Raw genomic sequence first — 15349 nt, 5'->3', positions numbered from 1 at the left:
TTGTAAATAGTAAGAAATAAAACGGCAATAGCCGTTTTGCATGAAAAGAGTATCTTGCAGGGCTGACCTGGACTATCCTTGTCAGCGTCGGGCACGCGTGTGCCGGTGTGCGCTTTTTTGGGTGAAAGGAGTAATGAAATGGCGACAGGAAAGTCCTGCTCTCGCTGGTTTGCGCCTAGTGCGGCGTTGTTGATGGTTGTTAGCCTGAGTGGGTGTTTTGATAAAGAAGGCGATCAGCGCAAAGCGTTTATCGATTTTCTACAGAATACGGTGATGCGCAGCGGTGAACGGTTGCCGACGCTGACTGCGGATCAGAAAAAACAGTTTGGCCCCTTCGTGTCTGATTACGCCATTCTTTATGGTTATTCACAGCAGGTGAGCCAGGCGATGGATTCCGGTATCCGTCCGGTTGTGGATAGCGTGAACGCTATTCGCGTCCCGCAGGATTACATGACGCAACGTGAACCGCTGCGCCAGTCCAACGGTGCGCTCGGCGTGCTGAGCCAACAGCTGCAGAATGCGAAAATGCAGGCGGACGCGTCACGTTCCGCGCTGAAGCAGGGCGACGATCTCAAACCGGTCTTCGACAAAGTGTATGAGAAAGTAGTGTCGAAACCTTCTGAAGCGATGCAACCGCTGATCCCGGCCGCGCAAATTTTCACGCAGCAGCTGGTTCAGGTGGGGGACTTCATCTCCCAGCAGGGCACTCAGGTGAGCTTTGTGGCCAACGGTATTCAGTTCCCGACCTCGCAGCAGGCAAGCCAGTATAATGCGCTGATTGGGCCACTGGCCTCCCAGCACCAGGCCTTTAGTCAGGCGTGGAGTGCAGCGGTCGCTGCCACAGAATAAATCGGAAAACCCCGCCTCAGGCGGGGTTTTTTATTCCGGGCGAAAATAACGCTTGTTATTCTTCTACCACATCGGTATAACTATACAGGTCGGTTTGTTACACAGACCTAAAGCAGTTTAGTAAAGCAGTCCAGATTGTTATCCATAGATACCCTTCGTAGTGACCCTTCCTTCATCGCTTAAAAATCTGTAACACAATCCATCAAGCCGGAAGGCACAATATATTTGTTAATTAAGGTAATTCTATGTCTGCTAAAATGACTGGTCTGGTAAAATGGTTCAACGCTGATAAAGGTTTCGGCTTCATCACTCCTGACGATGGCTCTAAAGACGTGTTCGTACACTTCTCTGCTATCCAGAACGAAGGCTACAAATCTCTGGATGAAGGTCAGAAAGTTTCCTTCACCATCGAAAGCGGCGCTAAAGGCCCAGCAGCTGGTAACGTTGTAAGCCTGTAAGCTTCCAACCCAGTAGCACAAATTTTAAAAACCCGCCTTCTGGCGGGTTTTTTCATTTCTATCGCTGAACCTGCGGGTTAACGCAGTTGATTTCCACCTTTCCGCTAAGGGCAGCGATCAGGTTGTCTACCGCGGTTGCAGCCATATTGTAGCGTGTTTCATGGGTTGCTGAGCCGATGTGGGGCAGGGCCACCACGTTGGGCAATGAAAGCAACGGTGAGTCCACCGGCAGCGGTTCCTGTTCAAACACGTCAAGACCGGCAGCGTGGATCTCACCCTGTTGCAGAGCCTCAATTAACGCCTTCTCATCCACCACCGGGCCACGACCCGCATTGATGAAAATGGCCGTTTTCTTCATTTTTTCAAACGCCTCTTTACCGATAAGATGACGGGTTTCGTCCGTCAGCGGCAGGATCAGACAGACAAAATCGGCTTCCTGCACCAGCGTATCCAGCTCGCAATAGCGGGCGTTAAAACGTTCTTCGGCTTCACTGTGATGACGACGCGCGTTATACAGAATCGGCATGTTAAAACCAAAATGTGCTCGCTGCGCCAGGGCCAGGCCAATACGGCCCATGCCAACGATGCCCAGCGTTTTGCCATGAACATCCACCCCAAACCAGTCCGGACCAATGCTTTTTGTCCATTCGCCAGCTTTGACGCGATCGGCCACTTCGACCACACGACGCGCCGTGCTGAGGACCAGCGCCATCAGCGTGTCGGCCACGGTCTCCGTCAGCGCATGTGGCGTATGCATCAACAGGATCTTGCGGGCGTTAAGGGCATCCACGTCGAAGTTGTCATAGCCCACGGAAACGGTAGAGGTAGCACGAAGCTTCGGCATTTTCTCCAGCAGGGCGACATCCACTTTTTCGCTCGAACCCAGCAAACCTTCGGCGCTGGCGAACGCATCGGCGTGCTGTGCCACGGTTTCCGGGCTGAGGTTCTTCACCTGGGTAACGGTGAAGTGTTCCTCAAGGCGTTTCTGCAGATCTTCCGGCAGTGCTTTATACAAAATGACGGACGGCTTCATGCTAATCTCCGTTGATTTTTAAGGATTCAGGCGTGGCGTGCGCCGACAGGTAATTGTTGATTATTAGCAGGCTTAACAATCAGAGTAAGCCACACGGAGGCGAAAAGCGCTACCCCCATAAATATGTACGATGCGGATGGGCTGCCGGTTGCTCCGTTCAGGTAACCCACAAACCAGGAGCCGCAGAACGAGCCCAGCGCCCCCATACTGTTAATCAGTGCCATCGCGCCGCCTGCCACGTTACGCGGCAGCATCTCCGGGATGATCGCAAAGAACGGTCCATAAGGGGCGTACATTGCCGCGCCCGCAATCACCAGCAGGGTGTAAGAGACCCAGAAATGGTTCGCGCCGACGGCCCAGGAACCAATGAAGGCAAAGGCAGCGATCAGCAGCAGCGGCCAGACAAACAGCTTACGGTTCTGCATTTTGTCCGATGCCCATGACGCAATGATCATGGCGATTGTGGCTGCGAGGTAAGGCACGGACGACAGCCAGCCCACTTCCACCATGCCAAGGTTTTCACCGGCATTGCGGAGAATCGATGGCAGCCACAGTACGAAACCGTACACGCCAATGCTCCAGGTGAAATACTGGGCGCAGAGCAGAATCACATTACGCGAGCGGAATGCTTCGCCGTAGTTACGCACCGCTTTCAGGCCTTGCTGTTCTTTATCCAGCTGCGCCTGCAGAGCGGCTTTTTCATCTTCGGAGAGCCATTTCGCCTGCGCAGGTTTATCTTTTACCAGCATCCACCAGCAGAATGCCCAGATAACCGCCGGCACCCCTTCGATAATGAACATTTCGCGCCAGCCGAAGGACTGGATGAGGTAGCCAGAAACCACCGACATCCACAGCACGGTGACCGGGTTACCGAGGATCAGGAAAGTATTGGCTCGTGAGCGCTCGGATTTGGTAAACCAGTTGCTGATATAAATCAGCATCGCGGGCATTACCGCTGCCTCAACGACCCCAAGAATAAAGCGAATGGCTGCCAGCGCTGGAATATTATTCACCACGCCGGTCAGTGAGGCGCAGGCACCCCACAGGATCAGGCAAACGAAAATCAATTTGCGGACGCTGCGACGCTCCGCATAGATAGCGCCGGGGATCTGGAAGAAGAAGTAGCCCAGGAAGAAAAGGGCACCCAGCAACGAAGAGATACCTTTGGTGATCCCCAGATCTTCGGTGATCCCTGCCGCGGACGCGAAACTGAAGTTGGCACGATCAAGGTACGCCAGGCTGTACGTGATAAACACGATTGGCATGATGTACCACCAGCGTTTTACTGCATTGGTCGAACTGTTCATAGGCTTGCCTCTGTTGTTGAGGTTTGTACCGCCGTTGTATGTAGGGTACACGGTGGTTTGTTTTGTTTCCCCCTGACCTACCTGAGGAGAGGGGGAGGGAAACGGAATTTATTCGTTCAGCTGCGCACGGGTCGGTAATCCTTCACTGTCGCCCTGCACCTGGATTGCCAGCGAGCCAATTTTATTGCCCCGGGCGACGGCCTGCTGCAGCGGTTTGCCTTCCAGCAGGGCACTAATGACTCCCACGGCAAAACCATCGCCAGCGCCGACGGTATCAACCACGTTATCAACCTTCACGGCCGCGACTGCGCCTTGCTCGCCGTTAGCCGTTTTAAACCAGGCGCCATCGGCACCGGTTTTCAGCACCACCGCTTTTACCCCTTTGTTAAGGTAAAAATCGGCAATCCCTTCAGGGGTGTTTTTACCGGTCAGGATCATGCCTTCTTTCACGCCCGGCAGAACCCAGTCAGCCTGAAACGCCAGACGGTTCAGCTTCTCGACCATTTCCGCTTCGCTTTTCCACAGCACCGGGCGCAGGTTAGGATCGAATGAGATCGTTTTCCCTTGAGCCTTCATGGTGGTTGCGGCATGATCCAGTAATGCATACGAGCTGGCTGAAAGCGCAGCCGCCACGCCGCTCAGATGCAGATGGCGTGCGGAGGCGAAATAGTGGGCGTGGTAATCCTCGACTGAGAGGTGGCTCGCCGCAGACCCTTTACGGAAATACTCCACAATGGGATCGGTTCCATTTTCGACTTTCGATTTAAGCTGGAAACCGGTCGGGAAGCGTCCATCGAGGGTGACGCCGGAAGCATCAATGCCCTCTTTTTTCAGCGAATCGAGAACGAAATGGCCAAAGCTGTCATCACCCACGCGGCTGACCCAGCCGACATTCAGACCCAGGCGCGCCAGGCCGGTCGCGACGTTCAGCTCAGCCCCCGCCACGCGTTTGATAAAGTGCTCCACCGTACTCAGGTCGCCCGTTTCGGTGGCGACAAACATCGCCATGGCTTCGCCGATAGTGATCACATCCAGCGTCTTGTGCATGGTTTACTCCTCACGCAGCAGGTTTACGTAATGACGGGTGACGGCGGTTAAATCCGCCCCTTCCAGCGGGAACTCGATACCACGCGGGGCATCGGCGGGCAGCTGACAAAGCAGATCCAGCCAGCGCGCATCGGCCCGATCCGGCGCCACGGCGCGGAAATTTTCTTTATGCGGCACGGCGGCTTTAACGTGGATATAGCTCACTGCGGAGGCCAGATGGCGCGCGGCTTCTTCCGGGGAGTCGCCCACCCACAGCCAGTTGCCCATGTCGAACGTCAGCGTGACGGGCAGCGCCATGTCCCGGCAGGCGGTTTTGAAGCGCTGCATCGGCGCAAGCTGGCCGCAGTCGGTCTGGTCGTTTTCCACCACCAGGGCCATACCGCTTTCATCGAGCAGGGCACGCAGGGCGTGAAGCGGCTGGGTGTCGCTGAAATGACCCAGTGAGACCTTGAGCCACAGCGCATTCAGGGTACTGGCTTCGCTGAGATAACGGGGCAGGTCAGGGTTGAGGGTGCCATCGGGCATAAACAGGGCCGCAGGGGCGGAGTAGCATGCCAGCAGGCCCAGCAGCTCAATGGATTCACCCAGCGCGGGCAGCGCCAGCAGCTCTTCGCTGTTGAATAGCTCGCGGCGGATCTCGACGCCGTCGGCACCCGCGCCCGCAATGACGGGCAGCATTGCCCGTTGACCACCTGCCTGTCGCACCTGTTCCGCGCCATACGCGGCGGTGACCACCATGATTTTTCTGCCCATCGTCGGACTCCATCGCAATACATCAATACTATTACGCTAGATGGAACCGGTTCCAAAGGAAAGGTCAGGATGTTGAATTTATGATCGGTATCACAAGGGGAAATTAACGGGCGGTGGAGCCGCGAACAATCAACTCGCCGGAAAATACCTGCTCGCGAACGGCATCGCTGGTGCCTTCAATACGACGAACCACTTGTTCAACAGCGGCATAGCCAATCTGCCAGGTAGGTTGTTTGAGGGTGGTGATCCCGACGCCAGCCAGTTCTGCCCACTCGAGTTCGTCGAACCCCAGCAGACCGATATCGCTTCCCCAGTGCAGGCCAATGCGCTTAAGCGAGCGGGCGACCTGCAGGGTCAGCGCCCCGTTGGCAGAGATAACGGCTTTACGCATTCCGCGATGGCGGGTGTGGAACTGCCGCAGGGTATTGTCGAGCTGATCGGCTTCGTGGAGGGGCGTTTCGGCATTCTCGGCAATCACGCCGGGGTAACGCTCCAGCGTGGCACGAAACGCGCTCAGTCGCTCACGACGGGTGTTGACCATGCCCAGAGGTTCGCTCAGAAACAGGATGGCTTCAAAGCCCTGTTCAATCAGATGCTCAGTGGCGGTTGTCGCCGCCTGAGTGTTATCCAGCCCGACGACATCGCAGGCGAATTCCGGGATTTTGCGGTCGATGAGAACCATCGGCAGGGAGGATTGCTGCAGGCGGTTTAAGCCCTCTTCACGCATGCCCACGGCATTCACCACAATTCCTTCGACCTGATAGCTGCGCAGCAGATCCAGGTAATGCAGCTCCTGATCGACTTCGTTGTTGGTATTACAGACCAGCGGCGTAAAGCCCTTTTCGCGACAGGCGGCTTCAATTCCGCTCAATACGTTAACGGAGTAGGGATTGGTGATATCGGCGATGATAAGCCCGATAAGACGGGTACGACCCCGTTTGAGCCCGCGCGCCATAAGGCTCGGGCGGTAGTCGAGATCGGCAATGGCCTGTTCAATACGAGCGAGCAGCGCATCGGACAGCAGGTGTTTCTCGCCGTTGAGGTAGCGTGAAATGCTGGTTTTACCGGTGTTTGCGGCTTTCGCCACGTCGCTGATTGTGGCCCGTGTTGGTTTGCTCATCGCTGAATTCCCTGAAGTGAGTGAGAACACCTTAGCGGGAAAATTAGCGATGGCAAGCGGTTCATGCCGACGTGGCGGCATGATGCCCTTATCCCCCTCTCCCCCTGGAAGAGGGGGGCAGCCCTTACTGAATTGGGCTTAAGGTAATCTCAACGCGACGGTTCTGCGCTTTGCCTTCCGCCGTGCTGTTGCTGGCGATAGGGTTTGCAGGGCCCATGCCGCTGGTACGGATGCGGTTTGCTGCAACGCCCTGCGTGATCAGCGAGCTGGCCACAGAATCGGCACGCTGCTGAGACAGACGCATATTCAGATCCTGGCTGCCGGTGCTGTCGGTATAACCGATCACATTCACCGCGGTCTTGTTGTACTCTTTCAGCACCATTGCCACGCCGGTCAGGGTGTTCGCCCCTGCAGGTTTCAGCGTTGCGCTGCTGCTGTCGAAGGTGACGTTGTTTGGCATATTCAGGATGATGTTATCGCCGCTGCGCGTCACGCTCACGCCGGTGCCTTTCATTTTGTCGCGCAGTTTTGCTTCCTGCACATCCATGTAATAACCCACGCCGCCGCCCAGGGCTGCACCTGCCGCTGCGCCAATCAACGCGCCTTTGCCGCGGTCTTTCTTGGAGGAGGAGAGTGCGCCCACACCAGCCCCTACCAGCGAGCCGAGACCCGCGCCGATGCCGGATTTACCTGCTTCGCTTTCACCGGTGTAAGGGTTTGTTGTGCAGCCAGAAACAGCCAGTGCACCGCTCACCAGAGCGGCAATAACGAATACGCGTTTTTTCATCTTATTTCCTTAATCCTTTTTATTCTTTGCCACTACGCGCGTGGCAGTTGATTATGACGTCCAGATACGGAGAAAATTCCGGGTATAACTCTGAAATTTGTGACAAACCATAAACTGCCTCACTAAGAAGGCCGTAAAACCTGCACGCAACCAGGAGCGCACGCTTGAGCACCTCAACAAAAACGATTCTGACCGCCGCCCACTGGGGGCCGATGCTGGTCGAAACCGATGGCGAAAATGTTCTGTCGTCTCGCGGGGCATTGCCAACAAAACATCCCAACTCTTTACAGACCGTCGTTCGCGATCAGGTGCACAGCAAAACGCGCGTGCGCTGGCCGATGGTGCGTAAAGGATTTCTGGCGTCGCCAGACAAGCCGCAGGGTATTCGTGGTCAGGATGAGTTTGTTCGGGTGAGCTGGGATGACGCGCTGGCGCTGATCCATGCGCAGCACAAACGTATTCGCGACACGTATGGCCCGTCGTCCATTTTTGCCGGATCTTACGGCTGGCGTTCAAACGGCGTGCTGCATAAGGCTTCGACGTTACTGCAGCGCTATATGAGTCTGGCCGGGGGGTATACCGGCCATCTTGGGGATTACTCCACCGGCGCAGCGCAGGCGATCATGCCCTACGTGGTGGGCGGTAACGAAGTGTATCAGCAGCAGACCAGCTGGCCGCTGGTGCTGGAGCACACCGATGTGGTGGTGCTGTGGAGCGCCAACCCGCTCAACACCCTGAAAATCGCGTGGAATGCCAGTGACGAGCAGGGGATCCCGTATTTCGATGCGTTGCGTAAAAGCGGCAAACGCATCATCTGCATTGACCCGATGCGCTCGGAAACCATGGACTTCTTCGGCGACAGCGCCGAGTGGATTGCCCCGCATATGGGCACCGACGTGGCGATGATGCTGGGCATTGCCCATACGCTGGTGGAGAACGGCTGGCACGATACCGGGTTCCTCGCACGCTGTACCACCGGTTTTGACAACTTTGCCGACTATCTGACGGGCAATACAGACGGTATTGCCAAAACGGCAGAGTGGGCGGCAGAGATTTGTGGGGTTCCTGCGGCCAAACTGCGTGAACTGGCAGCGTTATTCCACCAAAACACCACGATGTTAATGTCCGGATGGGGTATGCAGCGCCAGCAGTTCGGTGAGCAGAAACACTGGATGCTCGTGACGCTGGCCGCCATGCTTGGGCAGATTGGTACGCCGGGCGGTGGGTTTGGTCTCTCTTATCACTTCGCCAATGGCGGCAACCCGACCCGTAAAGCGGCAGTGCTGGCTTCTCTGCAGGGCTCGGTTCAGGGCGGTGTAGATGCCGTGGATAAAATCCCGGTGGCGCGCATTGTTGAAGCCCTGGAAAACCCGGGCGGGTTTTATCAGCATAACGGTCTGGATCGCCACTTCCCGGATATTCGGTTTGTCTGGTGGGCCGGCGGCGCGAACTTTACTCATCACCAGGACACGAATCGCCTGATCCGCGCCTGGCAGAAGCCAGAACTGGTGGTTATCTCAGAATGCTTCTGGACCGCCTCAGCCAAACATGCCGATATTGTGCTGCCGGCGACCACCTCGTTTGAGCGTAACGACCTCACCATGACCGGTGACTACAGCAATCAGCATATGGTACCGATGAAACGCGTCGTAGCGCCGCGTGATGAGGCGCGTGATGATTTTGAGGTGTTTGCTGAGCTGAGCGAGTTGTGGGAAATGGGGGGGCGCGAGCGTTTTACCGAGGGCAAAACGGATTTGCAGTGGCTGGAGACGTTCTACCAGATTGCAGGTCAGCGCGGGGCCCCGCAGGGCGTGACGCTGCCGCCATTTGCACAATTCTGGGAAGCGAACCAGATTATTGAGATGCCGGAGAGTGAACAGAATGCGCAGTTTGTTCGCTTCGCCGATTTCCGCCGCGACCCGGAGAACCATCCGCTGAAAACCGAGAGCGGGAAGATTGTGATCTACAGCGAGCGTATCGCCCAATTTAAGTATGCCGACTGTCCGGCGCATCCAACGTGGCTTGAGCCGGACGAGTGGCACGGTAATGCCCAGCCGGAACAGCTGCAGGTGTTATCGGCCCATCCTGCCCATCGCCTGCACAGCCAGCTTAACTATTCATCACTGCGCGAGCGGTATGCGGTTGCCGGACGGGAGCCCGTCACCCTGAACAGCGCAGATGCGCGCGCGCGTGGGATCGTTGACGGTGACGTGGTTCGCGTCTGGAATCAGCGTGGCCAGGTGCTGGCAGGGGCGGTAGTGAGCGACGGGATTAAACCTGGCGTTATCTGCATTCACCAGGGGGCATGGCCAGACCTGGAGCCGAGCGAAGGCGGTATTTGTAAAAACGGTGCAGTAAACGTTCTGACCAAAGATCTCCCCAGCTCGAAGCTGGGGAATGGCTGCGCGGGGAACACGGCGCTGGCCTGGGTCGAGAAATATCAGGGACCCGAGCTTACGCTCACGGCGTTTGATCCGCCTGCCAGCTCATGATCCACGTTGGGTGCTGAGTGTCATCCTGCCAGGCGCTGTCTTCAATGCGAAAACCCTGCGCATGATAGAAATTCACCGCCCGGACATTTTTCTGGTAGACCTCCAGGCTTAAATACGGGAAGCGCTGTTGAACATGGTTCAGCAGCGCACGCCCAATCCCCTGACCAATAAAATCAGTGGAGACAAACAGCGCGCCTACAAACTGGGACTGCATGACGCTGATAAAGCCGCGCAGCATTCCATCCTCTTCCCATACCCAGGTTTCGGCAGCGGGCAGGTAAACATCCCGCACCATACCTTCGTTCTCTTTCCAGTAGCTCGCGCTGATAAACGGGTGCGCCTCCGTGGTGCTTTCAAGCCACAGACTCAGGAGTGGCCCGGCATTATCACTTTCCCATTTGCGGATCATGGTGCCTCCCTGGATGACAGACGCAGCCGGTAACGTGGTCGTTGACCAGGCCACAGGCCTGCATAAAGGCGTAACAGATGGTGGAGCCGACAAATTTAAAGCCGCGTTTTTTCAGCGCTTTAGAGAGTGCATCCGACGTCGGGGTGGAGGCCGGGATTTCCGCGAGCGTGGCGGCCTGGGTAATTTGCGGCGTGTTGTTCACAAACGTCCAGACAAATTCTGAGAACGGTTCTCCGTTTTGCTCCATCGCCAGATAAGCGCGCGCGTTACCAATGATGGCCTGGATCTTACCGCGATGGCGGATGATGCCTGCATCCTGGACCAGCCGTTCCACATCGTCCTCGGTCATGGCAGCGACGGCGACCGGATCGAACTGATGGAAGGCATTACGATAGTTTTCCCGTTTCTTAAGCACCGTAATCCATGACAAGCCCGCCTGTTGACCTTCCAGGCAGATCATCTCAAAAAGCTTTTTCCCTTCTGTCTCCGGTACGCCCCATTCCCGATCGTGATAGTCGATATAAAGCTGATCCTGGCTTACCCAACCGCAACGCTGCATCGGTTATCTCCCTTAATGAAACGGTTATCGCAAAATTTTCATTCTGTCAGGCTTGACGTGTCTACTATAAAGACAATAGTTAATACAGGGCCATATGCCCGCAAAACTCTTCCTAAACAATGACAAATATCGCCGAATTCGGCTCTCTCTGGAGTCGCTTTGATGATGATAAAAAAAATCAGTGGTCGCCATGCTGTTTCTGGCCTGGCGGGGATTTCAGCCTGTCTGTTTTTTTGTAATACAGCATTTGCCTGGCAACAGGAATATATCGTTTCAGACGCCCAAAGTAATACGGCGGAACGCTATACATGGGATGCGGATCACCAACCGCGTTATGAGGATATTCTCGCCGAGCGGATTCAGTCCTCACAAAATGCCCCCGGACTTGCGCTGAGTTTACCATCGGGTTCCACGCCGGCAGGGGCCATGAGCGTGGGCTGGAACATTCCGGTGTCAGGGCGTATCACGACCGGTCCGGTGATGGCATGGCGTTATGACGGCACGGCACCGATGATGATCAACGAATTTGGTGACAGCGCGACGACGCAGGGGCTTACCGACCCACTCTGGCATGCCAGCGTTAGCACGCTCGGCTGGCGCGTGGATACACAGTACGGCGAGCTTCGCCCGTGGGCGCAGATAAGCTATAACCAGCAGTTTGGCGAAAACCAGTGGAAATCCCAGTTTGGGATGCCACAGACGCCGGCACCAACACAAAGCGGCAACTGGATGGATGTAACCGTCGGAACGGATATTCCGTTTAACACGCATATGGCGGCCTATGCGTCGCTGGCACAAGGGGAATACACCACCACCGGTGAGGAGTTTATGTACACCCTTGGCGTGAGCGCTAATTTTTAAGGTTGTTACTTTTTTAAACGTGCCGATAACATCCTGAATACAATAGCCGTGGGGGTTGTAGCGATAGCAGTCACTAACACGCTGTCGCTTCATTCCCCGGCAAGGTCATTCATTCCCGATTTATGGCATTTCATTCCATTCCTCCTGCATTTCATGCCGTTTTACCCCAGGCATATTAAGGTTTTGTTTATCGTTGTCCTCAGCGAATTCCCTTACTTTCTCTTGCAGGACAACTGCCATGAACACATCAACTTACAACCGTACGCGCTGGCTAACGCTTTTTGGCACCATCGTGACCCAGTTTGCGCTGGGGTCGGTCTATACCTGGAGCCTGTTTAACAGTGCACTTTCCGATAAGCTTGGTGCACCGGTCAGCCAGGTGGCGTTCTCCTTCGGCTTGCTGAGCCTCGGGCTGGCACTTTCATCTTCCGTCGCGGGAAAATTGCAGGAGCGATTCGGCGTGAGGCGGGTGACGATGGCATCCGGTATCTTGCTGGGCGTGGGCTTTTTCCTGACAGCGCATTCCAGCAACCTGATGATGCTGTGGCTGAGCGCCGGGGTGCTGGTGGGACTTGCCGACGGTGCAGGTTATCTGCTGACCCTGTCAAACTGTGTGAAGTGGTTCCCGGAACGTAAAGGCTTAATCTCTGCGTTTGCCATCGGGTCCTATGGCCTGGGGAGCCTTGGTTTTAAATTTATTGATTCCCACCTGCTTGCTTCCGTGGGGCTCGAAAAAACGTTCATGATCTGGGGCGTTATCGTTCTGGTCATGATCCTGTTCGGCGCCATGCTGATGAAAGATGCGCCGCAGCAGGAAGTGAAAACCGTTAACGGTGTGGTGGAGAATGATTTCACCCTCGCGCAGTCTATGCGTCAACCACAGTACTGGATGCTGGCGGTCATGTTTCTGACAGCCTGCATGAGCGGTCTGTATGTGATTGGGGTGGCGAAAGATATTGCTCAGGGAATGGTGAAACTGGATGCGGCAACAGCGGCGAATGCGGTCACCGTCATCTCCATTGCCAATCTCTCTGGCCGTCTGGTGCTCGGGATTCTGTCTGACAAAATTGCCCGTATCCGCGTGATTACTATCGGGCAGGTTGTTTCGCTGGTGGGGATGGCGGCGCTGTTGTTTGCCCCACTGAACGAAGCCACGTTCTTCGCCGCAATTGCCTGTGTGGCCTTTAATTTCGGCGGCACGATTACAGTCTTCCCGTCGCTGGTCAGTGAGTTCTTCGGCCTGAACAATCTGGCGAAAAACTACGGCGTTATCTATCTGGGCTTTGGCATCGGCAGTATCTGCGGCTCGTTAATCGCTTCGCTGTTCGGTGGGTTCTATGTGACCTTCTGCGTGATATTTGCTTTGCTGATAATCTCGCTGGCCTTGTCGACCACCATTCGGCAGCCGCAGCGTGAAGTCTTTAACGAAGCGCATGCCTGATTATCGCTAAGAGGCCTTTACGGCCTCTTTTTTATGGTCGTCCAAAGTATGCCTGGTCGTGTTATTTTGTAAAAAAATGCACCGATCACATTCTCTGCTGCCACTTTTCTCTCCCGCTGTGGTCTACTTAACGCGCTTGTAGACGTTTCTGATAACGGTTTCTTACGCACTTACTTACTCTGTCTGCTTTCTCATCGAGATTAAGCGGGTCTCTATACCCCTTTCCCCAGGGTTGTTTGCATGAAATACATTAGGTCTCTTACCCAGCAAAGATTGTGTCTGATGCTGGCTGTCTATATCGGTTTATTTCTGAATGGCGCGGTGTTGTTCAGAAGAGTGGAAGGTTATTTAGAACATCTCACCGTAAGAAATGGAATTTTTGCCGCAATTGAAGTGTTCGGTTCCGTTCTCGCCACATTCTTCCTGTTACGCCTGCTCTCACTCTTCGGCCGACGCACCTGGCAAATTTTGGCCTCACTGGTGGTAATTATTTCCGCCGCTGCCAGTTATTACATGACCTTTATGAATGTCGTTATTGGCTACGGCATCGTCGCGTCGGTAATGACAACGGATATCGACCTCTCGAAAGAGGTGGTCGGAAAAGGGTTTATCGTCTGGACGGTATTAACCTGCCTGATCCCGCTCTTCTTTATCTGGAGTAATACCTGCCGCTATACGTTGCTGCGCCAGCTCCGCACCCGTGGGCAGCGAATCAGGAATATCGCCGTCGTTGTGCTGGCGGCCTTGCTGGTATGGGCACCCATCCGCTTGATGGAAAAACAGCAAAAACGAATCGAAAAAGCGACGGGCGTGGATATGCCAAGCTATGGCGGCGTGGTAGCAAACTCCTACCTGCCATCAAACTGGATTTCAGCGCTGGGTCTTTATGCCTGGGCGCAGGCGGATGAATCAAGTGATGTGAAATCGCTCATCAACCCGATGAAAAAATTCAGTTACGAAGCGCCGGGTAACCAACTCGATGATACCTATGTTGTCTTTGTTATTGGTGAAACGACGCGCTGGGATCATATGGGCATCCTCGGTTATGACCGGGATACCACGCCAAAACTGGCGCAGGAAAAGAACCTGGTGGCTTACCGGGGGTATTCTTGCGATACCGCAACCAAGCTCTCGCTGCGTTGTATGTTTGTTCGTGAAGGCGGTGCCAGTGATAACCCACAGCGTACCCTGAAAGAGCAGAACGTATTTGCGGTACTCAAGCAGCTCGGTTTCAGCTCCGATTTATTCGCGATGCAAAGTGAGATGTGGTTCTACACCAACACGCTGGCGGACAACATCTCGTATCGCGAGCAGATTGGCGCCGAACCACGTAACCGCGGCAAGAACGTGGATGACATGTTGCTCCTTGAGGAGATGTCACAGTCCCTGAAGAGCCATCCGCAGGGTAAACATCTGGTTATCCTGCATACTAAAGGCTCCCATTACAGCTATTACCAGCGTTACACGCGTGATTTTGCGAAGTGGCAGCCGGAGTGTGTAGGTATCAATAAAGACTGCAGCAAGCAGGAACTGATCAATGCCTATGATAACTCGGTTCTGTATGTGGATACGTTCCTGAGCCGGGTGATTGACCAGCTTCGTGATAAGAAAGCGATTGTTATTTATGCTGCTGACCACGGAGAGTCAATCAACGAGAAAGAGCATTTGCACGGTACGCCGCGCAAGCTGGCACCGCCTGAGCAATTCCGTGTACCGATGATCATGTGGATGTCGGACAAGTACCTCGAAGACCCGGAGAAAGCGAAGATGTTTGCCCACCTGAAAAAAGAGGCAGACATGAAGGTGCCGCGTCGTCATGTTGAGCTGTACGACACCATTTTGGGTTGCCTGGGTTATACCTCTCCTGACGGCGGTATCAACGAAAATAACAACTGGTGCAAACTCCCTGATAGCAAGGCGAAAGCCGCGCAGTAACGCGTCTGGCGAGAATATCGCCAGTTGAAGGGCTTTTTTAATTTAAGGGATTGACGGGGGCGCACCTCAGCAGTAAGATGCGCTCCGCATTCGGCGAGTAGCGCAGCTTGGTAGCGCAACTGGTTTGGGACCAGTGGGTCGGAGGTTCGAATCCTCTCTCGCCGACCACATTTAAAGAAGGGCTAACCGCAAGGTTAGCCCTTTTTGCATTAGCAGCTTACTCATCCTGATTCACCAAAACGCCCCTTATCCCGCCTTCTTCCTGTCTGTTAACGATTTTGTGACATAATCCATTGTA

14 protein-coding genes and 1 tRNA gene are annotated in these 15349 nt (G+C 54.9%); 7 read left to right on the top strand and 8 right to left on the bottom strand.

The genetic code is table 11. The features are described from left to right. The first annotated feature begins 138 nt into the window (after window positions 1–138). Together QE396_RS15970 and cspA are read left to right on the top strand one after the other, a co-directional pair. The gene (locus tag QE396_RS15970) at window positions 139–849 is read left to right on the top strand and encodes a DUF3053 domain-containing protein (protein WP_309951723.1); all 711 of its coding nucleotides are present in this window, start codon (window positions 139–141) and stop codon (window positions 847–849) included. Window positions 850–1094: 245 nt separating this feature from the next. After that, a complete protein-coding gene (cspA, locus tag QE396_RS15965) occupies window positions 1095–1307 on the top strand; it encodes an RNA chaperone/antiterminator CspA (RefSeq protein ID WP_014168131.1) in 213 nt (70 codons plus the stop codon). Window positions 1308–1365: 58 nt separating this feature from the next. Here the strand turns inward: cspA and ghrB are convergent, their stop codons facing one another. The 6 genes from ghrB to QE396_RS15935 all read right to left on the bottom strand — a co-directional run bounded on the left by ghrB (window position 1366) and on the right by QE396_RS15935 (window position 7354). Then, entirely contained in the window at window positions 1366–2340 is a 975-nt protein-coding gene (gene ghrB, locus QE396_RS15960; RefSeq protein WP_309951721.1) for a glyoxylate/hydroxypyruvate reductase GhrB, read from the bottom strand. A 26-nt stretch (window positions 2341–2366) separates the two neighbouring features. Continuing rightward, on the bottom strand, window positions 2367–3647 hold the full coding sequence (locus QE396_RS15955; RefSeq protein ID WP_020882640.1) for an MFS transporter: 1281 nt from the start codon (window positions 3645–3647) through the stop codon (window positions 2367–2369). Window positions 3648–3755: 108 nt separating this feature from the next. Then, the gene (locus QE396_RS15950; protein WP_014168134.1) at window positions 3756–4694 is read right to left on the bottom strand and encodes a sugar kinase; all 939 of its coding nucleotides are present in this window, start codon (window positions 4692–4694) and stop codon (window positions 3756–3758) included. A 3-nt stretch (window positions 4695–4697) separates the two neighbouring features. Next, window positions 4698–5447 (bottom strand): sugar phosphate isomerase/epimerase, encoded by a 750-nt coding sequence (locus QE396_RS15945; protein ID WP_020882639.1) that lies wholly within the window; start codon window positions 5445–5447, stop codon window positions 4698–4700. Between the two features lie 103 nt (window positions 5448–5550). Next, entirely contained in the window at window positions 5551–6567 is a 1017-nt protein-coding gene (locus QE396_RS15940; protein ID WP_014168136.1) for a LacI family DNA-binding transcriptional regulator, read from the bottom strand. Between the two features lie 124 nt (window positions 6568–6691). After that, window positions 6692–7354, bottom strand: a complete 663-nt coding sequence (locus QE396_RS15935; RefSeq protein ID WP_014168137.1) for an OmpA family lipoprotein — start codon at window positions 7352–7354, stop codon at window positions 6692–6694. A gap of 212 nt (window positions 7355–7566) precedes the next feature. Between QE396_RS15935 and QE396_RS15930 the strand changes: the two genes are divergently transcribed. Then, complete coding sequence (locus QE396_RS15930) at window positions 7567–9846, top strand: molybdopterin guanine dinucleotide-containing S/N-oxide reductase (RefSeq protein WP_047366262.1); 2280 nt, start codon at window positions 7567–7569, stop codon at window positions 9844–9846. Here the strand turns inward: QE396_RS15930 and QE396_RS15925 are convergent. Both QE396_RS15925 and tag read right to left on the bottom strand, forming a co-directional pair. Beyond that, window positions 9815–10255 (bottom strand): N-acetyltransferase, encoded by a 441-nt coding sequence (locus tag QE396_RS15925; protein ID WP_020882637.1) that lies wholly within the window; start codon window positions 10253–10255, stop codon window positions 9815–9817. The two genes, QE396_RS15930 and QE396_RS15925, sit on opposite strands and share 32 nt — an antisense overlap. Further along, window positions 10233–10814, bottom strand: a complete 582-nt coding sequence (gene tag, locus QE396_RS15920; RefSeq protein WP_020882636.1) for a DNA-3-methyladenine glycosylase I — start codon at window positions 10812–10814, stop codon at window positions 10233–10235. The genes QE396_RS15925 and tag overlap by 23 nt, the downstream gene beginning before the upstream one ends. A 162-nt stretch (window positions 10815–10976) precedes the next feature. Here tag and QE396_RS15915 point away from each other — a divergent pair, with 162 nt between their 5' ends. The 4 genes from QE396_RS15915 (at window position 10977) to QE396_RS15900 (ending at window position 15219) form a co-directional block, all read left to right on the top strand. Next, the gene (locus QE396_RS15915; RefSeq protein WP_020882635.1) at window positions 10977–11675 is read left to right on the top strand and encodes an autotransporter domain-containing protein; all 699 of its coding nucleotides are present in this window, start codon (window positions 10977–10979) and stop codon (window positions 11673–11675) included. 238 nt (window positions 11676–11913) lie between these two features. Next, window positions 11914–13116 (top strand): MFS transporter, encoded by a 1203-nt coding sequence (locus QE396_RS15910; RefSeq protein ID WP_020882634.1) that lies wholly within the window; start codon window positions 11914–11916, stop codon window positions 13114–13116. A gap of 240 nt (window positions 13117–13356) precedes the next feature. Beyond that, window positions 13357–15051, top strand: coding sequence for a kdo(2)-lipid A phosphoethanolamine 7''-transferase (gene eptB, locus QE396_RS15905; RefSeq protein WP_020882633.1), 1695 nt, complete (start codon window positions 13357–13359; stop codon window positions 15049–15051). A gap of 91 nt (window positions 15052–15142) precedes the next feature. After that, window positions 15143–15219: transfer RNA gene (locus QE396_RS15900), tRNA-Pro, on the top strand. The last annotated feature ends 130 nt before the right edge of the window (window positions 15220–15349 follow it).

Origin of the sequence: Enterobacter sp. SORGH_AS_0287 (genome assembly GCF_031453695.1) — a bacterium.
Lineage (GTDB): Bacteria > Pseudomonadota > Gammaproteobacteria > Enterobacterales > Enterobacteriaceae > Enterobacter > Enterobacter ludwigii.
Note: the sequence above shows the minus strand (reverse complement) of the source record. Positions and strands in the feature narration are given on the sequence as shown.